Annotated in this window: 26 protein-coding genes and 1 tRNA gene; 22 read left to right on the top strand and 5 right to left on the bottom strand. The window is 62.0% G+C overall.

Annotated features, from left to right (window positions below):
• Positions 1 to 134: 134 nt before the first annotated feature.
• Positions 135 to 407 carry a hypothetical protein gene (locus HLH35_RS12115; protein ID WP_182979381.1) on the bottom strand — a complete coding sequence of 91 codons (273 nt, stop codon included), beginning with the start codon at positions 405 to 407 and terminating at the stop codon, positions 135 to 137.
• Positions 408 to 518: 111 nt separating this feature from the next.
• On the opposite strand from HLH35_RS12115, the gene HLH35_RS12110 reads away from it, so the two are divergent.
• Entirely contained in the window at positions 519 to 728 is a 210-nt protein-coding gene (locus HLH35_RS12110) for a hypothetical protein (RefSeq protein WP_182979380.1), read from the top strand.
• Positions 729 to 803: 75 nt separating this feature from the next.
• The gene (locus HLH35_RS12105) at positions 804 to 965 is read left to right on the top strand and encodes a hypothetical protein (RefSeq protein WP_182979379.1); all 162 of its coding nucleotides are present in this window, start codon (positions 804 to 806) and stop codon (positions 963 to 965) included.
• A gap of 112 nt (positions 966 to 1,077) precedes the next feature.
• Here the strand turns inward: HLH35_RS12105 and HLH35_RS12100 are convergent, their stop codons facing one another.
• Genes HLH35_RS12100 through HLH35_RS20390 form a run of 3 tightly spaced genes read right to left on the bottom strand, consistent with a single transcriptional unit; the run spans position 1,078 to position 1,843 of the window.
• Positions 1,078 to 1,437, bottom strand: coding sequence for a hypothetical protein (locus HLH35_RS12100; protein ID WP_182979378.1), 360 nt, complete (start codon positions 1,435 to 1,437; stop codon positions 1,078 to 1,080).
• Complete coding sequence (locus HLH35_RS12095) at positions 1,434 to 1,646, bottom strand: hypothetical protein (protein ID WP_182979377.1); 213 nt, start codon at positions 1,644 to 1,646, stop codon at positions 1,434 to 1,436. Before HLH35_RS12095 ends, HLH35_RS12100 begins: the two co-directional genes overlap by 4 nt.
• Positions 1,643 to 1,843, bottom strand: a complete 201-nt coding sequence (locus HLH35_RS20390; RefSeq protein WP_182979376.1) for a transcriptional regulator — start codon at positions 1,841 to 1,843, stop codon at positions 1,643 to 1,645. Before HLH35_RS20390 ends, HLH35_RS12095 begins: the two co-directional genes overlap by 4 nt.
• Before the next feature lie 82 nt (positions 1,844 to 1,925).
• Here HLH35_RS20390 and HLH35_RS12085 point away from each other — a divergent pair, with 82 nt between their 5' ends.
• The 17 genes from HLH35_RS12085 (at position 1,926) to HLH35_RS20385 (ending at position 11,327) form a co-directional block, all read left to right on the top strand.
• On the top strand, positions 1,926 to 2,582 hold the full coding sequence (locus HLH35_RS12085; protein WP_182979375.1) for an XRE family transcriptional regulator: 657 nt from the start codon (positions 1,926 to 1,928) through the stop codon (positions 2,580 to 2,582).
• Between the two features lie 668 nt (positions 2,583 to 3,250).
• Positions 3,251 to 3,394: a hypothetical protein gene (locus HLH35_RS12080; RefSeq protein WP_182979374.1), complete on the top strand. Its 144-nt coding sequence runs from the start codon at positions 3,251 to 3,253 to the stop codon at positions 3,392 to 3,394.
• Positions 3,395 to 3,461: 67 nt separating this feature from the next.
• A complete protein-coding gene (locus HLH35_RS12075; RefSeq protein WP_182979373.1) occupies positions 3,462 to 3,839 on the top strand; it encodes a hypothetical protein in 378 nt (125 codons plus the stop codon).
• Between the two features lie 185 nt (positions 3,840 to 4,024).
• Positions 4,025 to 5,203 (top strand): DUF6745 domain-containing protein, encoded by a 1,179-nt coding sequence (locus tag HLH35_RS12070; RefSeq protein WP_182979372.1) that lies wholly within the window; start codon positions 4,025 to 4,027, stop codon positions 5,201 to 5,203.
• A gap of 75 nt (positions 5,204 to 5,278) precedes the next feature.
• The gene (locus tag HLH35_RS12065; RefSeq protein WP_182979371.1) at positions 5,279 to 5,578 is read left to right on the top strand and encodes a hypothetical protein; all 300 of its coding nucleotides are present in this window, start codon (positions 5,279 to 5,281) and stop codon (positions 5,576 to 5,578) included.
• 154 nt (positions 5,579 to 5,732) lie between these two features.
• Positions 5,733 to 5,936 carry a hypothetical protein gene (locus HLH35_RS12060; RefSeq protein ID WP_182979370.1) on the top strand — a complete coding sequence of 68 codons (204 nt, stop codon included), beginning with the start codon at positions 5,733 to 5,735 and terminating at the stop codon, positions 5,934 to 5,936.
• Positions 5,933 to 6,397 (top strand): siphovirus Gp157 family protein, encoded by a 465-nt coding sequence (locus HLH35_RS12055; protein ID WP_182979369.1) that lies wholly within the window; start codon positions 5,933 to 5,935, stop codon positions 6,395 to 6,397. Before HLH35_RS12060 ends, HLH35_RS12055 begins: the two co-directional genes overlap by 4 nt.
• Positions 6,394 to 7,272: a recombinase RecT gene (locus HLH35_RS12050; protein WP_246385050.1), complete on the top strand. Its 879-nt coding sequence runs from the start codon at positions 6,394 to 6,396 to the stop codon at positions 7,270 to 7,272. Before HLH35_RS12055 ends, HLH35_RS12050 begins: the two co-directional genes overlap by 4 nt.
• Positions 7,273 to 7,528: 256 nt before the next feature.
• Entirely contained in the window at positions 7,529 to 7,696 is a 168-nt protein-coding gene (locus HLH35_RS12045; RefSeq protein ID WP_182979368.1) for a hypothetical protein, read from the top strand.
• A 17-nt stretch (positions 7,697 to 7,713) separates the two neighbouring features.
• Positions 7,714 to 8,403: a hypothetical protein gene (locus HLH35_RS12040; protein ID WP_182979367.1), complete on the top strand. Its 690-nt coding sequence runs from the start codon at positions 7,714 to 7,716 to the stop codon at positions 8,401 to 8,403.
• Positions 8,400 to 8,609: a hypothetical protein gene (locus HLH35_RS12035; protein WP_182979366.1), complete on the top strand. Its 210-nt coding sequence runs from the start codon at positions 8,400 to 8,402 to the stop codon at positions 8,607 to 8,609. The genes HLH35_RS12040 and HLH35_RS12035 overlap by 4 nt, the downstream gene beginning before the upstream one ends.
• Positions 8,609 to 9,127, top strand: a complete 519-nt coding sequence (locus HLH35_RS12030) for a hypothetical protein (RefSeq protein ID WP_182979365.1) — start codon at positions 8,609 to 8,611, stop codon at positions 9,125 to 9,127. The genes HLH35_RS12035 and HLH35_RS12030 overlap by 1 nt, the downstream gene beginning before the upstream one ends.
• Complete coding sequence (locus HLH35_RS12025; protein WP_182979364.1) at positions 9,124 to 9,405, top strand: host nuclease inhibitor protein; 282 nt, start codon at positions 9,124 to 9,126, stop codon at positions 9,403 to 9,405. Before HLH35_RS12030 ends, HLH35_RS12025 begins: the two co-directional genes overlap by 4 nt.
• Positions 9,402 to 9,611 (top strand): LexA family protein, encoded by a 210-nt coding sequence (locus HLH35_RS12020; protein ID WP_182979363.1) that lies wholly within the window; start codon positions 9,402 to 9,404, stop codon positions 9,609 to 9,611. Before HLH35_RS12025 ends, HLH35_RS12020 begins: the two co-directional genes overlap by 4 nt.
• Positions 9,608 to 9,949, top strand: coding sequence for a hypothetical protein (locus HLH35_RS12015; protein WP_182979520.1), 342 nt, complete (start codon positions 9,608 to 9,610; stop codon positions 9,947 to 9,949). Before HLH35_RS12020 ends, HLH35_RS12015 begins: the two co-directional genes overlap by 4 nt.
• 185 nt (positions 9,950 to 10,134) lie before the next feature.
• Positions 10,135 to 10,482: a hypothetical protein gene (locus HLH35_RS12010; RefSeq protein WP_182979362.1), complete on the top strand. Its 348-nt coding sequence runs from the start codon at positions 10,135 to 10,137 to the stop codon at positions 10,480 to 10,482.
• A 92-nt stretch (positions 10,483 to 10,574) separates the two neighbouring features.
• Complete coding sequence (locus tag HLH35_RS20385; RefSeq protein WP_220790656.1) at positions 10,575 to 11,327, top strand: tyrosine-type recombinase/integrase; 753 nt, start codon at positions 10,575 to 10,577, stop codon at positions 11,325 to 11,327.
• A 113-nt stretch (positions 11,328 to 11,440) separates the two neighbouring features.
• Here the strand turns inward: HLH35_RS20385 and HLH35_RS12000 are convergent.
• Positions 11,441 to 11,515: transfer RNA gene (locus HLH35_RS12000), tRNA-Gly, on the bottom strand.
• A gap of 194 nt (positions 11,516 to 11,709) precedes the next feature.
• Between HLH35_RS12000 and HLH35_RS11995 the strand changes: the two genes are divergently transcribed.
• From HLH35_RS11995 to HLH35_RS11985, 3 genes are all read left to right on the top strand, one after another.
• Positions 11,710 to 12,708 (top strand): tetratricopeptide repeat protein, encoded by a 999-nt coding sequence (locus tag HLH35_RS11995; RefSeq protein ID WP_182979361.1) that lies wholly within the window; start codon positions 11,710 to 11,712, stop codon positions 12,706 to 12,708.
• Positions 12,709 to 12,778: 70 nt separating this feature from the next.
• Positions 12,779 to 13,447, top strand: coding sequence for an LON peptidase substrate-binding domain-containing protein (locus HLH35_RS11990; RefSeq protein ID WP_182979500.1), 669 nt, complete (start codon positions 12,779 to 12,781; stop codon positions 13,445 to 13,447).
• Positions 13,448 to 13,513: 66 nt separating this feature from the next.
• Positions 13,514 to 13,705 (top strand): Trm112 family protein, encoded by a 192-nt coding sequence (locus tag HLH35_RS11985; protein WP_114729276.1) that lies wholly within the window; start codon positions 13,514 to 13,516, stop codon positions 13,703 to 13,705.
• Positions 13,706 to 13,924: the final 219 nt, after the last annotated feature.

Here is a 13,924-nt window from a genome sequence, read left to right as displayed (position 1 = left end):
CTCCCGAGCTGCCTTCAATGCGCGCTCCATCTTGTCGGCCCAGGTTTCCCAATCGAACCACGACACGCGGACCCACGCCACACGACAGGAGGGCGGCGGTCCAGCATCGCGGCCAAACCCAAAGTGGCAAAGGGTTAGTTTGATCCAGGGCATTTCTTCCCTTCACGCGCCCTTCGGCGCTCTTCGACGAGAGCGTTCACTTCGTCGGCTATGGAGTTGCAGGAGGCCATCAGTTCGATGAGCGCATCCGCATCGGGCGCACATCGACCATCCAGCCAGTTACGAGCCGCCCTCGGCGTCTTTCCTGACGCGCGGGCGAGCATTTCCTGCGCGAAGCGAAGCGGCTTGAACTCGCGCGCGATCGCATCGAGCAGTGAATCTTTCACGGGGCGCACAATCACGGGCACCGGCATGCCTCCCCGTTGGTTTGACCAATTTTGGCGTGTTTTCGACCAATCATTCCGCATCGCGATCCCTCACATTCCGAACTGCGACGAACGGAATTGGAGGAGTTACGAATGGAGGCGCCAGCCGCACACGAATACGACCTGCCGGTGCGCGAGATCCCGATGGGCGAGCCGGTCTTGAGAGACAGCCTGACGGAGATCGCCAGGCTATGGGCCGCCCTCAACCCGCGCGCCAGCATGCACACGAGGGAATACCTCGCGGCGCTGGTGCATGTGGAGTTGATGGGCGGCGTCATGGAACTTCCGGCGTCTCAGCGGTGACTGGAACGTCGGGTGCCCGACTGCGCGACAGAGTGGGCAGAGAATGCGCCGGCGCTACTGCGACACGGAGGGCACATGAAGCGCGTGCGGCTGTCGGAGCCAAACGGCTTGCGGCAGGACAGGCAGTTCCGGGTAACGACGACCTTCTCGACGCTCTTTGCGCGCGGGCTCGGGTATTTCGGCCGCTTCCTGTATCCCAACCTGTCGCGGAGAGTCTGGCTCCGCATCCCCAACTGAGCCGCAGCAGCGGACGGCGTCAGGCCGGACGCCAGCAGCGCGTCAACCTGGGGGTCGAGGATCGACCAGTCGTATTTCTGTTTTGGCATCAGAAAATCTCCTGCCCGATGCGCTATGGAAACAGTGCCTCGTCAACCTCGCGGATCTCGGCGAACGTCATGACCGGATCGAACGAGTCTGGGCCCGGCGCATCGGGATCGAGCGACACGAGATGCACCTTGTATCCCGGCAATTTCGCCGCGCCTTTCCCGCGACGGGCCGCGTTCAGAGTGCCGTTGGCGCACTGGCGGCACTGAACCGGTTTGCGATTGCGCAGGTTCCCGCCGCTGACCGACTGGATGTCGCCGCACTCCAGGCATTCGGTGCGCCAGTAGCGCCCGACTGGATGGGCAACAGTCGCGGGCGCAGTTCCGAGTCCGAGGACACGGCGATTTCCGATCACACGACCGGTCATATCGATGGGATGGCTCATGATTTCTTCTCCAGCGCCGGCGAGATCGCCAGCGCGGACAGGCCTTCGGAAATTCCGCGCCAGACGCGCTTGTCTCCAGCGTCGGCCTTAGCCTCAAGCTGTGCGGCCGTGTGCGGGCATTTCGCGACGCGGGACCAGGTATCGCCACGCTGGGCGAACTTCGGACGGGCGTAGACGACGCGGAAGTTGGCGGGGATGGTCGCGCTCATGCTGCGCCTTCCCGCCGGAACAAGTCCGGGCGTAGGTCTTCGCGGGGGATACCAGTTGCGGCCTCAATCTGGGCCACACGCTCGGCCGGAGCACGCCGCCACTGGCTGATAGCCTGCGAGGTGATGCCAAGCTTCTTGGCCAGGGCAGACGGGCCGCCTCCTCGGGCAACGACGTCCTTTATGGATTGCGTGGTCATAGCGCAATGTAAGCGCAATTTACTTTAACGCGCAACTCAATCTTACGTCGAAGTAAGGCCAAAGGCGCAGTAGAGTGTAAGCATGTCTTTCGGTGACGATCTAAGAGACGCAATGACGCGGGCTGGGATTTCCAACAAGGAGATCGCAGAGAAATTTGGCGTAACCAGTCAGGCGGTCAGTGCATGGAAACGCGGAGCAAACCTGCCGGCGTCGGATAAGCTCATCGCCGTGCGAGAATATCTCCAGAGGCGCTTAGGTGGGACTGGAGCATGGGTTGAAGAGCCCGATTTGCCGACGCAGCATCCTGTTTCCGCGGCGCCGGCATACCTTCCAGTTGCCACCCTTGATATCAGGGCTGGTGCTGGCGGTGGGGGCATCATCGACGATGCCTACCTGGGGGCACCTCGCTACTTCGAAGAGGGTTTTATCACCCGCGAGTTGAGGGCCCAGCCTGAGGACCTTTGCGTTGTTGAGGTCGAGGGGCAGTCTATGGAGCCTCTCTTGCGCAGCGGCGATACCGTGCTGGTAGATCTCCGCAAGCGGAACGTCGCCATGGAGGGGATCTTTGTCCTGTTCGATGGCGATGGTGTGGTCTGCAAGTGGGTGCAGAGGGTCCATGGATCTGATCCGGCGATGCTGCGTCTTGCCTCTGAAAACAGCCGATTCCCACCGTATGAGGTAGAGGCCGAAAGGTGCCGAATGCTGGGGCGCGTCGTCTGGTTTTCACGCAGAATTTAGGTATTAAACAGGAACTCCGATTCCAATAAAGCTCCACACAACTGCAATAATTAAGCCAACACATAATATTGAAATAAGGAATATCTTCCATGCTAGCGACAATTCGTCACCGTCTATTTGAGATTCTTGCACTTGTCCTGAATTTTTTTGGCACCCTGTTGCTATCCTATTCATTCCAGGCTTCCTCCTCCGACTTTAGGCTAACCAAACTAGAGTTTCCTCCTGTCGGCATGAGGGTTTCCGCGCCTCCATCTGAGCCCACATTATATTCTATTTGCGTCAAAAACGTAGCAGTAGCCGCGCAACAGGGACTGAGCACCCAGTTTGGAGATGAACGCGGCTGCCAAGCCTCAGATGACAACCATGTCGCGATCGTGACATCTGACCACCCGTGGGCTGGGCAGTGGGGATTGATTCTTAACATGATCGGTTTCGCTATGCAGGCTCTTTATATGATGTTCAGGCGACATCTATGAGCAAAGGGATCTCCAGGTCTCCCTAGCGATTAGAATCTTAGCGACCGAGTCGTTAAGCAACCATTTCCACCTTGCGCTCCCCGGCCCCAGCCGGGTTTCTTTTTGCGCAGATATGTAAGCTGAGCTGATTTTTGGCTTGACGCGCAAAGTAAGACAGACTTACTTTGATCCCATCAACCGATGGGAACCACCATGCAAAACCACATCCCCCTCCGCCTCCCCGACGAACGCGGCCTCTCCCTCCGCGAGGTCTCGTGCCTGTTCATCGGCGCCGGCCTCGCGATCCTCGGATACGCGACGATCGCTCTGTTCCTCGATCTGGCGGCGCAGGTGTGACGCCGGGTTACGCGGGCTGCGGTCCGCGTGGTCTGGCGTCAGAGCCAATTCCTCAAGGGAGCTACCAGTGACGAAGAAAATCCCCCACCTCGTCCACCAGGGCGATGTCCTGCTGATCGAAGCGACGCTGTCGACGCGCGCCGAGCCGATCGCGATGACGAAGACTGTGACCGGCCAGACCGAAACGGTGCTGGCCCTGGGCGAAACGTCCGGCCATCGCCACACGATCATCTCGGACCGCATCGCGCGCTTCCGTGACGATGGCGCCGGATATGGTCCGCGTGCCGAGTTCGTGACGCTGAACGAGCCTGCGCCGATCCAGCATCTGCACGGCACCGCGCCGACCGGCGAGCACGCCGACATCGCGCTGAACGCCACGACCTATCTGGTTGAGCTGCAGAGCCAGTGGTCGGATGCGATGGAACCGATTCAGGTGGTCGACTGATCATGAGCAAGATCGAACGCCTGACGGCAGAACAAGAACAGCGCCTGGTCGAATTCCGCGCCGAATACCTTGCGCACGGATTATCCACCGCGCCGACCGATAAGAAGCGGGCAGAGGCGGCATTCGCGCGTGCATATCGTATCATCGGGAAAGAACCGGTTCCCGTGATTTGGATGTCCAGCCCCATGGGATGCTGTTTCGCGCTCTCTGCGATGAAGCATCTGGCACTGAAAGATACCGGCGAGGACCAGCTCGGGGGCCAGCTCTGGGACCAGCTCGGGGGCCAGCTCGAGGGCCAGCTCTGGGACCAGCTCGGGGGCCAGCTCGAGGGCCAGCTCCGGGACCAGCTCTGGGACCAGCTCGGGGACCAGCTCCGGGGCCAGCTCCGGGGCCAGCTCCGGGACCAGCTCCGGGACCAGCTCTGGGACCAGCTCGGGAGCCAGCTCTGGGGCCAGCTCCGGGGCCAGCTCGGGGGCCAGCTCCGGGACCAGCTCGGGGGCCAGCTCTGGGAACAGCTCGGGAGCCAGCTCTGGGGCCAGCTCCGGGGCCAGCTCCGGGACCAGCTCCGGGACCAGCTCTGGGACCAGCTCGGGGGCCAGCTCCGGGGCCAGCTCTGGGACCAGCTCCGGGGCCAGCTCCGGGGCCAGCTCCGGGGCCAGCTCGGGATCGAATTCACCAGCACATATTGGTGGGGGCAGCAGGATCTCTATTGGATCGCACTCTATAAATTCGTGGCAGAGATCGGTGTCAAATATCCCGATGACGTTGCCGATCGGCTGGACATCATGAACGAGATCGGCATGTCATGCATGTGGTTCTATCCTCGCGATGGCATGATCGTAGCATGCGATCGGCCGACGCAGATCCATCGTGATGATCGCGGGCGCTTGCATAATATCGATGGTGCTGCGGTGGCTTTCGCAGATGGATGGAGTGTCCATGCGGTGGGCGGTGTCCGCGTGCCCGCATCGATCATCGAAGATAAGGCCAGCGTCACACCGGATTCGATCGAGGCAGAAACAAACGCTGAGATCCGCCGCGTCATGATCGAGGTCTTCGGCACGGAACGCTATATCCGCGAGGGCGGCGCGAAGATGATCGCACATGATCCGATTCATGGAGATCTGTACAGAAAAGATCGCGATGACGACACGCCGATCATCATGCTGCATGTGAAGAACAATACGGTCGAGCCAGACGGCACGATTCGTGAATTCTGGCTGCGCGTGCATCCGGAGTGCCGCCCGTTCCGTGCGCGCGATGGATGGGTTGGAGCGCCTCAGGAAATGACGCCGCTGAATGCGCGCGCCTCGACCTGGGGACTGACGGGGGATGTGTTCCAGCATCTGGCAGTCGCTGCCTGATCCCACCGTGGGGACCGATCTGCAGATCGGCCCTTATGGCCGGATTGGCCGAGAATCAACCAGGGGGATTTTGATATGCCCTATCCCGAAGGCATGACGTCGCATTCGTCGGCGCCGAACCATCCGTATTTCACGCCGCCGGCGCAGAGCAATTCGTTCCGCAATGCGGCCTGGCAGGATCTTGACCTCGTACGCGGGAGTATCGCGGTCATGAAGGAAGCCAAGAAGAAGATCGAGGCGCTGCACAAGAAGGCGCCGCGCCAGAGCTATCCACGCGAGCTTTACGCCGGTGCGGAGCTTCTGCCAGCGATCGATGACGCGATCGAGATGCTCGAAGGCGACGACAAGACGATCGAGATGGTGGCGGAGATATGAGCCTCTGGTGGCTTAAGCCTGGCTGGGACCAGCAGTGCTGTGCCGAATGCGGCCGGAGAATTGCGCCCGAAGGCGATCCTGACTGGGGGAAGTGCTTCGAATGCTTTTCCGCAGAATTGAGAGAACGCGAGAATCAGAACCGGAGGGTGTCACAATGACCCACCACCACACGAACCACGCGGCCCGCGCACTGGTCCTGCGCCGGATGCTGCTGCAATACTCCGCCGATGCCGCTCGGCTGCTGGCGGAGATAGGACGGTCCGTCGAGATCGTGCGCCAGGAGCGTGAACCGGTGCGCATGCCCGCGCCGCCGCGTCCATGGCCTTCGCTGCGGGTTTGCGGGAGGGCGCCGGTATGAAGGGCCTGGACCTCATCAACAAGCTGCATGCTGACGACCTCAAGCCCGCTATCGACCGGTATGTGCGCTGGATCATAGCGTCTCGTGCGGATGGCGCCGAGGTTGACCAGTGCGAAGTTGAACTGGCCGAGGCGCTGGACGAACTGGGGAAGGCAGCCAAGGCGGCGCGTGAGGCACTGCGGGCATCAGTCCACGACGAAATGCTGGAATGCGGCATCCTCCAGTTCGACACGCTGAACTTCTCTGCCTCGCACGTCGCCGGCGCCCAGCGCGCAACAGTCACCGATCTGAAGAAGCTGCGCGCGGCGCGGCCGGATCTGTTCAAGCCGCAGCCGGACAATCTCGACACGGCTGCACTCACAAAATTGCTCAAGGCCGGGATCATGGTCGATGGGGCCGAACTGTCGAACGGCGGTGCCGGGCATATCCAGATCAAGGCACGAAAGGATCAGGCAGCATGAATGCCGTTGTGAAGTCTGGCGCCCGTGGCGCCACGCCGATGCCCGTTCTCCAGCCGCAGTCGTTCGGCGAACTGATGGAGTTCGCCAAGATGGCGGCCGGCTCCGATCTGATGCCGAAGGACTTCCGCGGCAAGCCGGGCAATATCATGATCGCCGTGCAGATGGGATCTGAACTCGGCCTGGCGCCGATGCAGGCCATCCAGAATATCGCCGTGGTGAATGGCCGGCCGAGCGTATGGGGCGATGCACTGCCCGCTCTCTGTCGCCAGTCTTCGGTATGCGATGACATCGAAGAGCGCATCGAGGGCGAAGGCGACAAGATGGTCGCGATCTGCATCGCCACGCGCACAGGTAAGAAGCCGGTGCGTGCCGAGTTCAGCGTGGATGACGCGAAGAAGGCCGGTCTGTGGTCCAAGCAAGGCCCGTGGACGCAATACCCCAAGCGCATGCTCCAGATGCGTGCTCGCGGGTTCGCTCTGCGCGATGCGTTTCCGGATGTGCTCAAGGGGCTGATCACGGCGGAAGAGGCGTCAGATATCCCGCCGGACAACTATCGCGGCACGGTCATCGACGTGACGCCCGAACGCTCGACAGCGCCCCAGTCTCGCGTCACCGAAGAGCGGCGCCCGATCGACTACGAAGCCCTGTTCGATGCGCGGCTGCTGAAATGCACCGATATCGCCTGCGTGGACGGTCAGTGGCGCGCATGGGCGCAGACTGTCGAAAAGGCACAGGAGGCCGGACGCCCGATCGCGCCGGAGATCATCGAGCGCGTGCAGGCGATGATCAGCGACCGGATGGCCGACATGCAGCAGATCGAGCATCAGCGGGCGGCTGAGCATGCCGAGGCTGATGCGGAAGAGGTGCCGGCATGAGTTGGGCGAAGAAGCCGCGCAAGTGGATTGCTGGAGAGAGGATAGCGACCGTCGGCGAACTAGTAGATGCCCTGGCAGAGAGCCGAGAATGGTTTCTCCTCAACGGGCGCCTCTGGCATGCAGCCGCCCTTCGCAATCGCTCTCTTTCCGATCTGATGAACTGTGTGCGGTATGGGCGTCTCCAGCGGACGATGCTCAACCCGCGATGGGTTGATCACGAAGAAACGCGGAGGATTCTCGATCTTCAGGTGCCGGCATGACCTGCTGGCTCGCCATCATCATCGCCCTGCGCGCCTGCCGCGACTGCGCTGGCCGGGGCTGGGTCCGCACGACCTGGTCGGGTGGCCGGGATCTGTTCGTCTTTCGCACCGTCGAGGCCCTGGCGATCTGCGCCGGTTGCGACGGTGACGGGCGGCAGGCCTAGGTGCGGGGAGGAAAATCATGACCGACCACCCGATGCTTTTCAATGCCCCGATGGTGCGTGCGCTACTTGAGGGAAGAAAGACCCAGACGCGTCGTGTGATGAAGGGACAGCCCGATTTCGATGGCTGCCCGCACATTGGGACGTATCATCCAACTATCGTCATGAGAAACGGAGAAGAAGGGCCGGGGGAAGAAGTTTTCGGTGCCACATTCGATGAGTGGGCCATAAAGGCTCCCGCTCGTCCCGGAGACAGCATCTGGGTGCGGGAGACGTGGGGTCTCAATCACCAAGACTATATGACGGAAATTCCGAAAGCACGGCCCGGAGATCTGCTGGATTATCATCTTGTCCATTTCGCGACTGAGGATGATCCTGAGATTTTGAATGAGATGCCGCGTCGCCCCTCCCTCCACATGCCCCGTTGGGCCAGCCGACTGACGCTGGTCGTGACGGACGTCCGCGCGCAGCGGTTGCAGGAGATCAGCCGCGCTGATGCTCTCGCCGAAGGTGTTCAGCGCGTCGGCGGCGGAGCCCTGCGGTGGGAGCAGTATTCCGCCATAGACGGGCAAGCCGCCTTCTCCCCGGAAGCTGCCTTTGCATTGCTGTTCAATTCCATCAACGGTCCGGATTCGTGGGAGGCGAACCCGTGGGTATGGGCGCTGACGTTTGAGGTCCAGCAGCGGAATATCGACGAGGTAGCAGCATGAATATGCTCGCCCCATCCGAAGCGGCCGCCGCGCATGAGCTGACGCTGCCGGAATGGATCGAGATCGACGGCAAGCACCGGCGGCTCACCAAGTCCGAGGTCATACGCCTGATCGGCAACAGTGTCCCCAAACGCATGGCCACCCTGCTGGCCCAGGCAAACCGCGTCACCGCCCTCGATCGGGCGGCGGTGATCGCTGCGGAGTGATGATGGACGAACCGACAAACTACCTCGTTCCGGCGAAGCTGACGGACGAGCAATGCGATCTCCTCGAAAATGCATTGCTGGAGGCTGAGGATAAGCACGATGCATATGACAAATGGATCGCCATTTCCAGCGCCCTCGGCATGCCCGTCGAGGCGAGCGGTCTGGAGACAGTGCGCTGGGGACCGTCGTATACAATGCCGGGCCGTCCCTCTCTTTTTGCCAGCAAACGGAAGGCAGAACATTGGGCGACCACTCCTGGGCGGTCTATTGTCGCGTTCGTCAGCAAATCTGACGCCGCCGTCCAGATCACCGCCCGCGACGCGAAGATCGCCGAACTGACCGCCAAGCTCGACACGATCGCGCAGGAGACGCGGGAGGCGTGCGCGAGGATCTGCGAACAGCAGCGTGAGGATTTTGCCGACCCACAATACGCCGGCGGTGAGATGGGGGCCTTTCAGGAGCGTTTCGCCTGCGCTGAGTGTGCCAAGGCAATCCGCCATGCGGGGGAGAGTTCGTGATGTACGCCTATTGCTATGCAGACAGGAAAATTGAATTTGGGAAGACTATCCCGAATGGGGATCTTCCTTGCGGAAGAGGGCCTGCCCGCAAATTGCGCGATGTTGTTTCGGTCAATGCGCGGCACGCGAAGGATGGGATCAGCCTTCTTGTCCCAGGCATTCCGGAGGCGACGAACGAATTCGAAGCAATCGAGAAACTGAAATGGTTTCGTGATCTGGTGGAGATGAGGATGAGCGGGCAGGCTGGATGGCCCGCCTCTAGAGGAGATGCCCCATGACCCAGGAACCGCAACTGACCCCATGGCAGCAGCGTGTTCTGGACGCGGTCGCACCCTCATCAGGCGGATTTGATCCCCGCACGGATCAGGTCGCGAGCCGGCTCGGTGCTTTTACGCGGGCTGTTTACGGGGCGCTGCGGGCTTTGGAGCGCAAGGGGATCATCACCCGATCGCATGATGCGCCGATCCGTTGGAGGCGGGCATGACCCAGCACAGGACGCGGGAAGAGCAGATTAAAGAACTGGCCGATGAGCTTATGTTCGAGACCGGAATGGGTGATGGCGTGTCGATCATGACTGCCGAACGGCACGCAGCCGAGTTCGAGGTGCGCGCTAAATCCGCCCTCCAGGCCGAGAACGAGCGGCTGCGGGAGGCGCTGGACGACGTGCCCGCTACTGTCCTGCAGGCTGTCGCCGAACTGCCGGACAGATCGTCTCCAGACGACGCGCCCGACATGATGCTGGTTACGGCCGACGAACTGGCGAGCATCGTCCGCGCCGCCATCGACGCGGCTATGGACCGGGAGGGACAGGGCGATGGCTGACCATATAACTCCACGATTCCTGCCGAGGGCGCAGGCGATCGAGCGCGCCCGGCTGATCTACGCCGATGCGAGGGCCAAAGGAACCGTAACGGATGGCCTAGATGCCGCTGCGATCCTGACACTGATCAAAATTGCGGAGGTGCGGAATCCGGGCATTGTGGCAGCGCGGGCCAGGGAGGTAGGGAATGAGTGATTTGGTCTCCCGCGCCGATCTCGCGCAACGCTTGGGAATTTCTGAAAAGACCCTGCGCCGCCACCTGCCGTCCGTTCCGAATCTCTCATGCATCAAGATCGGCCGGACAATCTATTTCACTGAGGCCGATGTCGGCCAGATCCAGAAAGCATTGCGTTGTCCCTATCCTACCGCAAGCGCGGTGATTATTGGTACGTCCGCGGGACGGTCCGCGTCGGTCGTGAAACTGTCGCCGTCAAAGAAGTCAATACAGGATGCCGTTCAAGAACAGATGCTGAAGCTATTGGAGCGGCCGAAGAAGCCCGTATCCGGAGCGAGCGCATCGACGGCCCGAGTGTAACAGCGAACAAGATCACGATCGCCCAAGCCATCAGCGACTATCTCGGAGGCCCCAACCCACCCGAACGGTACGATGTCGCCCGGCTATCGGACATGAACCCGCGCATTGGCCACTATGCTATATCGCAGGCTGAAAATGCATGGCAGTTCTGGCTGTCAACGCGAGGGCGTCGCATGGCGCTGGCGACACAAGCAAGATGGCGTGCAATTTTCCAGGCCGCAATCAATGCCAGCGCGAAAGTGAATGGAGTTGTTGCGCCGCGGATATCCGTGGTGAAGCAAAAGACCCAGGAAGTAGCGGCGTGGCTTACGAAAGCCGAACAAGATCGGCTTTTGGAATCCTATGCCGATCACGTACGGCCGATCGCTCTGGTTCTGTGCTTTCAGGGGCTACGGTCGGCTGAGGCTCTCCGGCTCGACTGGAAGCATGTTGATTTCTCGCGCCGATCAATATTCGTGGCGAAGAGCAAGAGCGGGCGCCAGCGGTCCGTTCCAATGCACCCGCGCGTGTTTGATGCGCTGCGGGAGATATGGATTGCATGCGGACGCCCCTCCGTAGGCCCAGTGTTCCTGAACCGGTGGGGAAGACCATACACAGATACGGCTGAGAAAAAGGAGGGTGGGAACCCGATCACCAAAGCCCATCGGACAGCATGCAAGCGCGCTGGCATCGTCGGGTTTACGCCCCATTCATGGCGGCACCATTGGGCATCGTGGATGGTGATGACCGGGTGCGATCTCGTGACGCTGATGCGTCTAGGCGGATGGAGCAGCCCGGCGATGGTTCAGAGGTATGCTGCAGTCAGCGCGGACCACATGGCAGATGCCATCAGGCGGCTCACATAGCTTGCCCAGCCCGTGCCCAAATCGCTTGGCATGTTCTCCAAGCGTTCTGTCCAGTTATGTCCGATTGAACCGAAACGGGAGCGGTTAAATTCCGTAGAAAACTGCTGTTTTCTTGGAGCGGGCGATGGGATTCGAACCCACGACCCCAACCTTGGCAAGGTTGTGCTCTACCCCTGAGCTACGCCCGCTCACCGTGTCGGTGAACGGGGGTTTAAGGGAAAGCAGATCGGCTGACAAGGGGGGAAAGTCATCTTCCGGGTTTTTTATGTCGGGGGTGCTTTGCCGCTTGTGAGACAGGTTGGCGATGACAATGTTAAGGTCAGCATGAGGCCGGGCCATACCCGGCGGTAGAGCACGATAAAAACAGGCAGGATCGGTTTTCATGGAGTACATCATCGGTCAGTCCCGAGCAGCACAGCGCCCGGCGGGTGGCCTGATTGACGAAGCGGGGGCCCCTGCGATGGCAAGCGCCGCAGCGCATAACGACGCCGGGATGATCGTCGACGGCAACCAGGACACGTTCATGCAGGACGTGCTGGAAGCCAGCCGGACCATGCCGGTCCTGGTCGATTTCTGGGCCACTTGGTGCGGCCCCTGCAAACAGCTGACACCGGTTCTGGAAAAGATCGTCCGTTCGGCCGGGGGCCGGGTCAAGCTGGTCAAGATCGACGTGGATGCCAACCGGGCCCTGGCCCAGCAGCTGGCGCAGGTCGGGTTGCCGCTGCAATCCATTCCGCTGGTCGCGGCCTTCTGGCAGGGGCAGATTCTCGACCTTTTCCAGGGCGCGCAGCCGGAAAGCGAGATCAAGCGTTTCGTCGAGGGCCTGTTGCAGGCGGCGGGGGGCGGCAGCATGCCGGCCGCGGACCTGATTGCCGCCGCCCGCGCCGCACTGGATGCCGGCAGCGCCGAGGAAGCGGCCGGGCTGTATTCCCAGACCATCGAGATCGAGCCCGAAAACCCGGCCGCCTGGGGCGGGCTGACACGCGCCCTGATCGCCATGGGGGACGAGGACGCCGCCGAGGCCGCCCTGGCCGACGTGCCGGCCAAGATCGCCGAACATGCGGAAATCACCGGTGCCCGCGCGGCCCTGGACCTGAAGCGTGAAGGCCGCAAGGCCGCCGAGGCCGCCGAGGAGCTGCGCCGGCGCCTGGCCGCCAACCCGGCCGATCATGAAGCACGCTATGAGCTGGCGGCGGCGCTGAACGCGGCGGGCCTGCGGCAGGAAGCCGCCGACGAGTTGCTGAGCATCATGCGGCAGGATCGCGGCTGGAATGACGATGCCGCGCGGCTGCAGCTGATCCGGTTGTTCGAAGCCTGGGGGCATGACGACCCCGCGACCTTGCAGGCGCGGCGGCGCATGTCCTCGCTGCTGTTTTCATGACGTGCGCCCCCATGGCCTGCCAGCGTTGATCGACGACGACGTTCCCCGTGCTGTCCCGCGCCTGCGGGACATGACGCTGGCGGACATGCCGGCCGAACTGGGCCTGTTCCCGCTCCGCGAGGTCCTGCTGCTGCCACGGGGCAAGCTGCCGCTGAATGTCTTCGAGCCGCGCTATGTCGCGTTGCTTGAGGACGCGCTGGCCGGGAACCGGCTGATCGGCATGATCCAGCCGCGTGACGATGCCATGGACGACGAGGATGGCGAGAACGGCGAGGATCAGTTCCCGCCCCTGTACGATATCGGCGCCGTCGGGCGTGTGACCTCGCTGACCGAACGGGCCGACGGAACCTATGCCGTGACGCTGACCGGCCTGGCCCGGTTCCGCCTGTTGCGCGAAACCGGCCTGCACCGTGGCTATCGTCGGGCGCGAATCGATGTGTCGTCCTTCGCCAGCGACCTGACGGACAGTGCGGACCTGTTCTTCGATCGCAGCCGCATGCTGACGGCGCTGCGGCGCTATTGCAGCCTGCGGGGATTCGGCACGCGCTGGAACGTGATCGAGCAGATGGATGACGAGACGCTGCTGATCACCCTGCCGATGATCTGCCCCTTCCCCGCCGCCGAAAAACAGGCGCTGCTCGAATCCGCCTCGCTGAACGACCGGGCGCGGACATTGCAGACCCTGCTGGAACTGGCTGGACATGAGCCCGGCGACGATGCATCTCACCCACCGGTGTGAGGCCCCATCCACACGGTGCCGGATGGGCTGCCTCCGCAACCGGCCATGCGTACAGGAGACCAGCCGATGACCGAAACCGCCCAGCCCCCTCTGGACCCGCGCCTGCTGTCGATCCTGGTCTGCCCCGTCACCAAGGGGCCGCTGATCTATGATCGCGAGGCCGGGGAACTGATCAGCCGCCAGGCCGGCCTGGCCTTTCCGATCCGCGACGGCATTCCCATCATGCTGCCCGACGAGGCCCGTTCGCTCGACGCCTGAGACAAGGACGTTGCCCTTGACCCACCAAAGGGCAACGCCCTTTGGAAACCCATTCGTTATCAAATGATTGGGGTGCAGGGCCTCAGGCCCTGCCGGGTCCAGGGCAGAGCCCCATAGGCGCGAAGGTAATGGATTGAATTGAGTGTCCGACTTATGATTCAAGAGAAAGATGCGTTCTGTATCTCTTCTTGGCGGGGATTGGGGGTCTGTTGTCCGCGC

This window comes from Gluconacetobacter asukensis, from assembly GCF_014174375.1.
GTDB lineage: Bacteria > Pseudomonadota > Alphaproteobacteria > Acetobacterales > Acetobacteraceae > Gluconacetobacter > Gluconacetobacter asukensis.
This window is presented reverse-complemented; position numbering and strand designations above follow the sequence as displayed.

What these genes read in the sequence shown, in the direction of transcription:
- HLH35_RS12035 (WP_182979366.1), top strand. Translation starts at nt 8,400, where the DNA reads ATGAATATGCTCGCCCCATCCGAAGCGGCCGCCGCGCATGAGCTGACG.
- HLH35_RS12080 (WP_182979374.1), top strand. Translation starts at nt 3,251, where the DNA reads ATGCAAAACCACATCCCCCTCCGCCTCCCCGACGAACGCGGCCTCTCC.
- HLH35_RS12010 (WP_182979362.1), top strand. Translation starts at nt 10,135, where the DNA reads ATGAGTGATTTGGTCTCCCGCGCCGATCTCGCGCAACGCTTGGGAATT.
- HLH35_RS12085 (WP_182979375.1), top strand. Translation starts at nt 1,926, where the DNA reads ATGTCTTTCGGTGACGATCTAAGAGACGCAATGACGCGGGCTGGGATT.
- HLH35_RS12040 (WP_182979367.1), top strand. Translation starts at nt 7,714, where the DNA reads ATGACCGACCACCCGATGCTTTTCAATGCCCCGATGGTGCGTGCGCTA.
- HLH35_RS12050 (WP_246385050.1), top strand. Translation starts at nt 6,394, where the DNA reads ATGAATGCCGTTGTGAAGTCTGGCGCCCGTGGCGCCACGCCGATGCCC.
- HLH35_RS12020 (WP_182979363.1), top strand. Translation starts at nt 9,402, where the DNA reads ATGACCCAGGAACCGCAACTGACCCCATGGCAGCAGCGTGTTCTGGAC.
- HLH35_RS12030 (WP_182979365.1), top strand. Translation starts at nt 8,609, where the DNA reads ATGATGGACGAACCGACAAACTACCTCGTTCCGGCGAAGCTGACGGAC.
- HLH35_RS12055 (WP_182979369.1), top strand. Translation starts at nt 5,933, where the DNA reads ATGAAGGGCCTGGACCTCATCAACAAGCTGCATGCTGACGACCTCAAG.
- HLH35_RS12045 (WP_182979368.1), top strand. Translation starts at nt 7,529, where the DNA reads ATGACCTGCTGGCTCGCCATCATCATCGCCCTGCGCGCCTGCCGCGAC.
- HLH35_RS12070 (WP_182979372.1), top strand. Translation starts at nt 4,025, where the DNA reads ATGGGATGCTGTTTCGCGCTCTCTGCGATGAAGCATCTGGCACTGAAA.
- HLH35_RS20385 (WP_220790656.1), top strand. Translation starts at nt 10,575, where the DNA reads ATGAACCCGCGCATTGGCCACTATGCTATATCGCAGGCTGAAAATGCA.
- HLH35_RS12060 (WP_182979370.1), top strand. Translation starts at nt 5,733, where the DNA reads ATGACCCACCACCACACGAACCACGCGGCCCGCGCACTGGTCCTGCGC.
- HLH35_RS11985 (WP_114729276.1), top strand. Translation starts at nt 13,514, where the DNA reads ATGACCGAAACCGCCCAGCCCCCTCTGGACCCGCGCCTGCTGTCGATC.
- HLH35_RS12105 (WP_182979379.1), top strand. Translation starts at nt 804, where the DNA reads ATGAAGCGCGTGCGGCTGTCGGAGCCAAACGGCTTGCGGCAGGACAGG.
- HLH35_RS12100 (WP_182979378.1), bottom strand. Translation starts at nt 1,437, where the DNA reads ATGAGCCATCCCATCGATATGACCGGTCGTGTGATCGGAAATCGCCGT.
- HLH35_RS11990 (WP_182979500.1), top strand. Translation starts at nt 12,779, where the DNA reads ATGACGCTGGCGGACATGCCGGCCGAACTGGGCCTGTTCCCGCTCCGC.
- HLH35_RS12015 (WP_182979520.1), top strand. Translation starts at nt 9,608, where the DNA reads ATGACCCAGCACAGGACGCGGGAAGAGCAGATTAAAGAACTGGCCGAT.
- HLH35_RS20390 (WP_182979376.1), bottom strand. Translation starts at nt 1,843, where the DNA reads ATGACCACGCAATCCATAAAGGACGTCGTTGCCCGAGGAGGCGGCCCG.
- HLH35_RS12065 (WP_182979371.1), top strand. Translation starts at nt 5,279, where the DNA reads ATGCCCTATCCCGAAGGCATGACGTCGCATTCGTCGGCGCCGAACCAT.
- HLH35_RS11995 (WP_182979361.1), top strand. Translation starts at nt 11,710, where the DNA reads ATGGAGTACATCATCGGTCAGTCCCGAGCAGCACAGCGCCCGGCGGGT.
- HLH35_RS12110 (WP_182979380.1), top strand. Translation starts at nt 519, where the DNA reads ATGGAGGCGCCAGCCGCACACGAATACGACCTGCCGGTGCGCGAGATC.
- HLH35_RS12095 (WP_182979377.1), bottom strand. Translation starts at nt 1,646, where the DNA reads ATGAGCGCGACCATCCCCGCCAACTTCCGCGTCGTCTACGCCCGTCCG.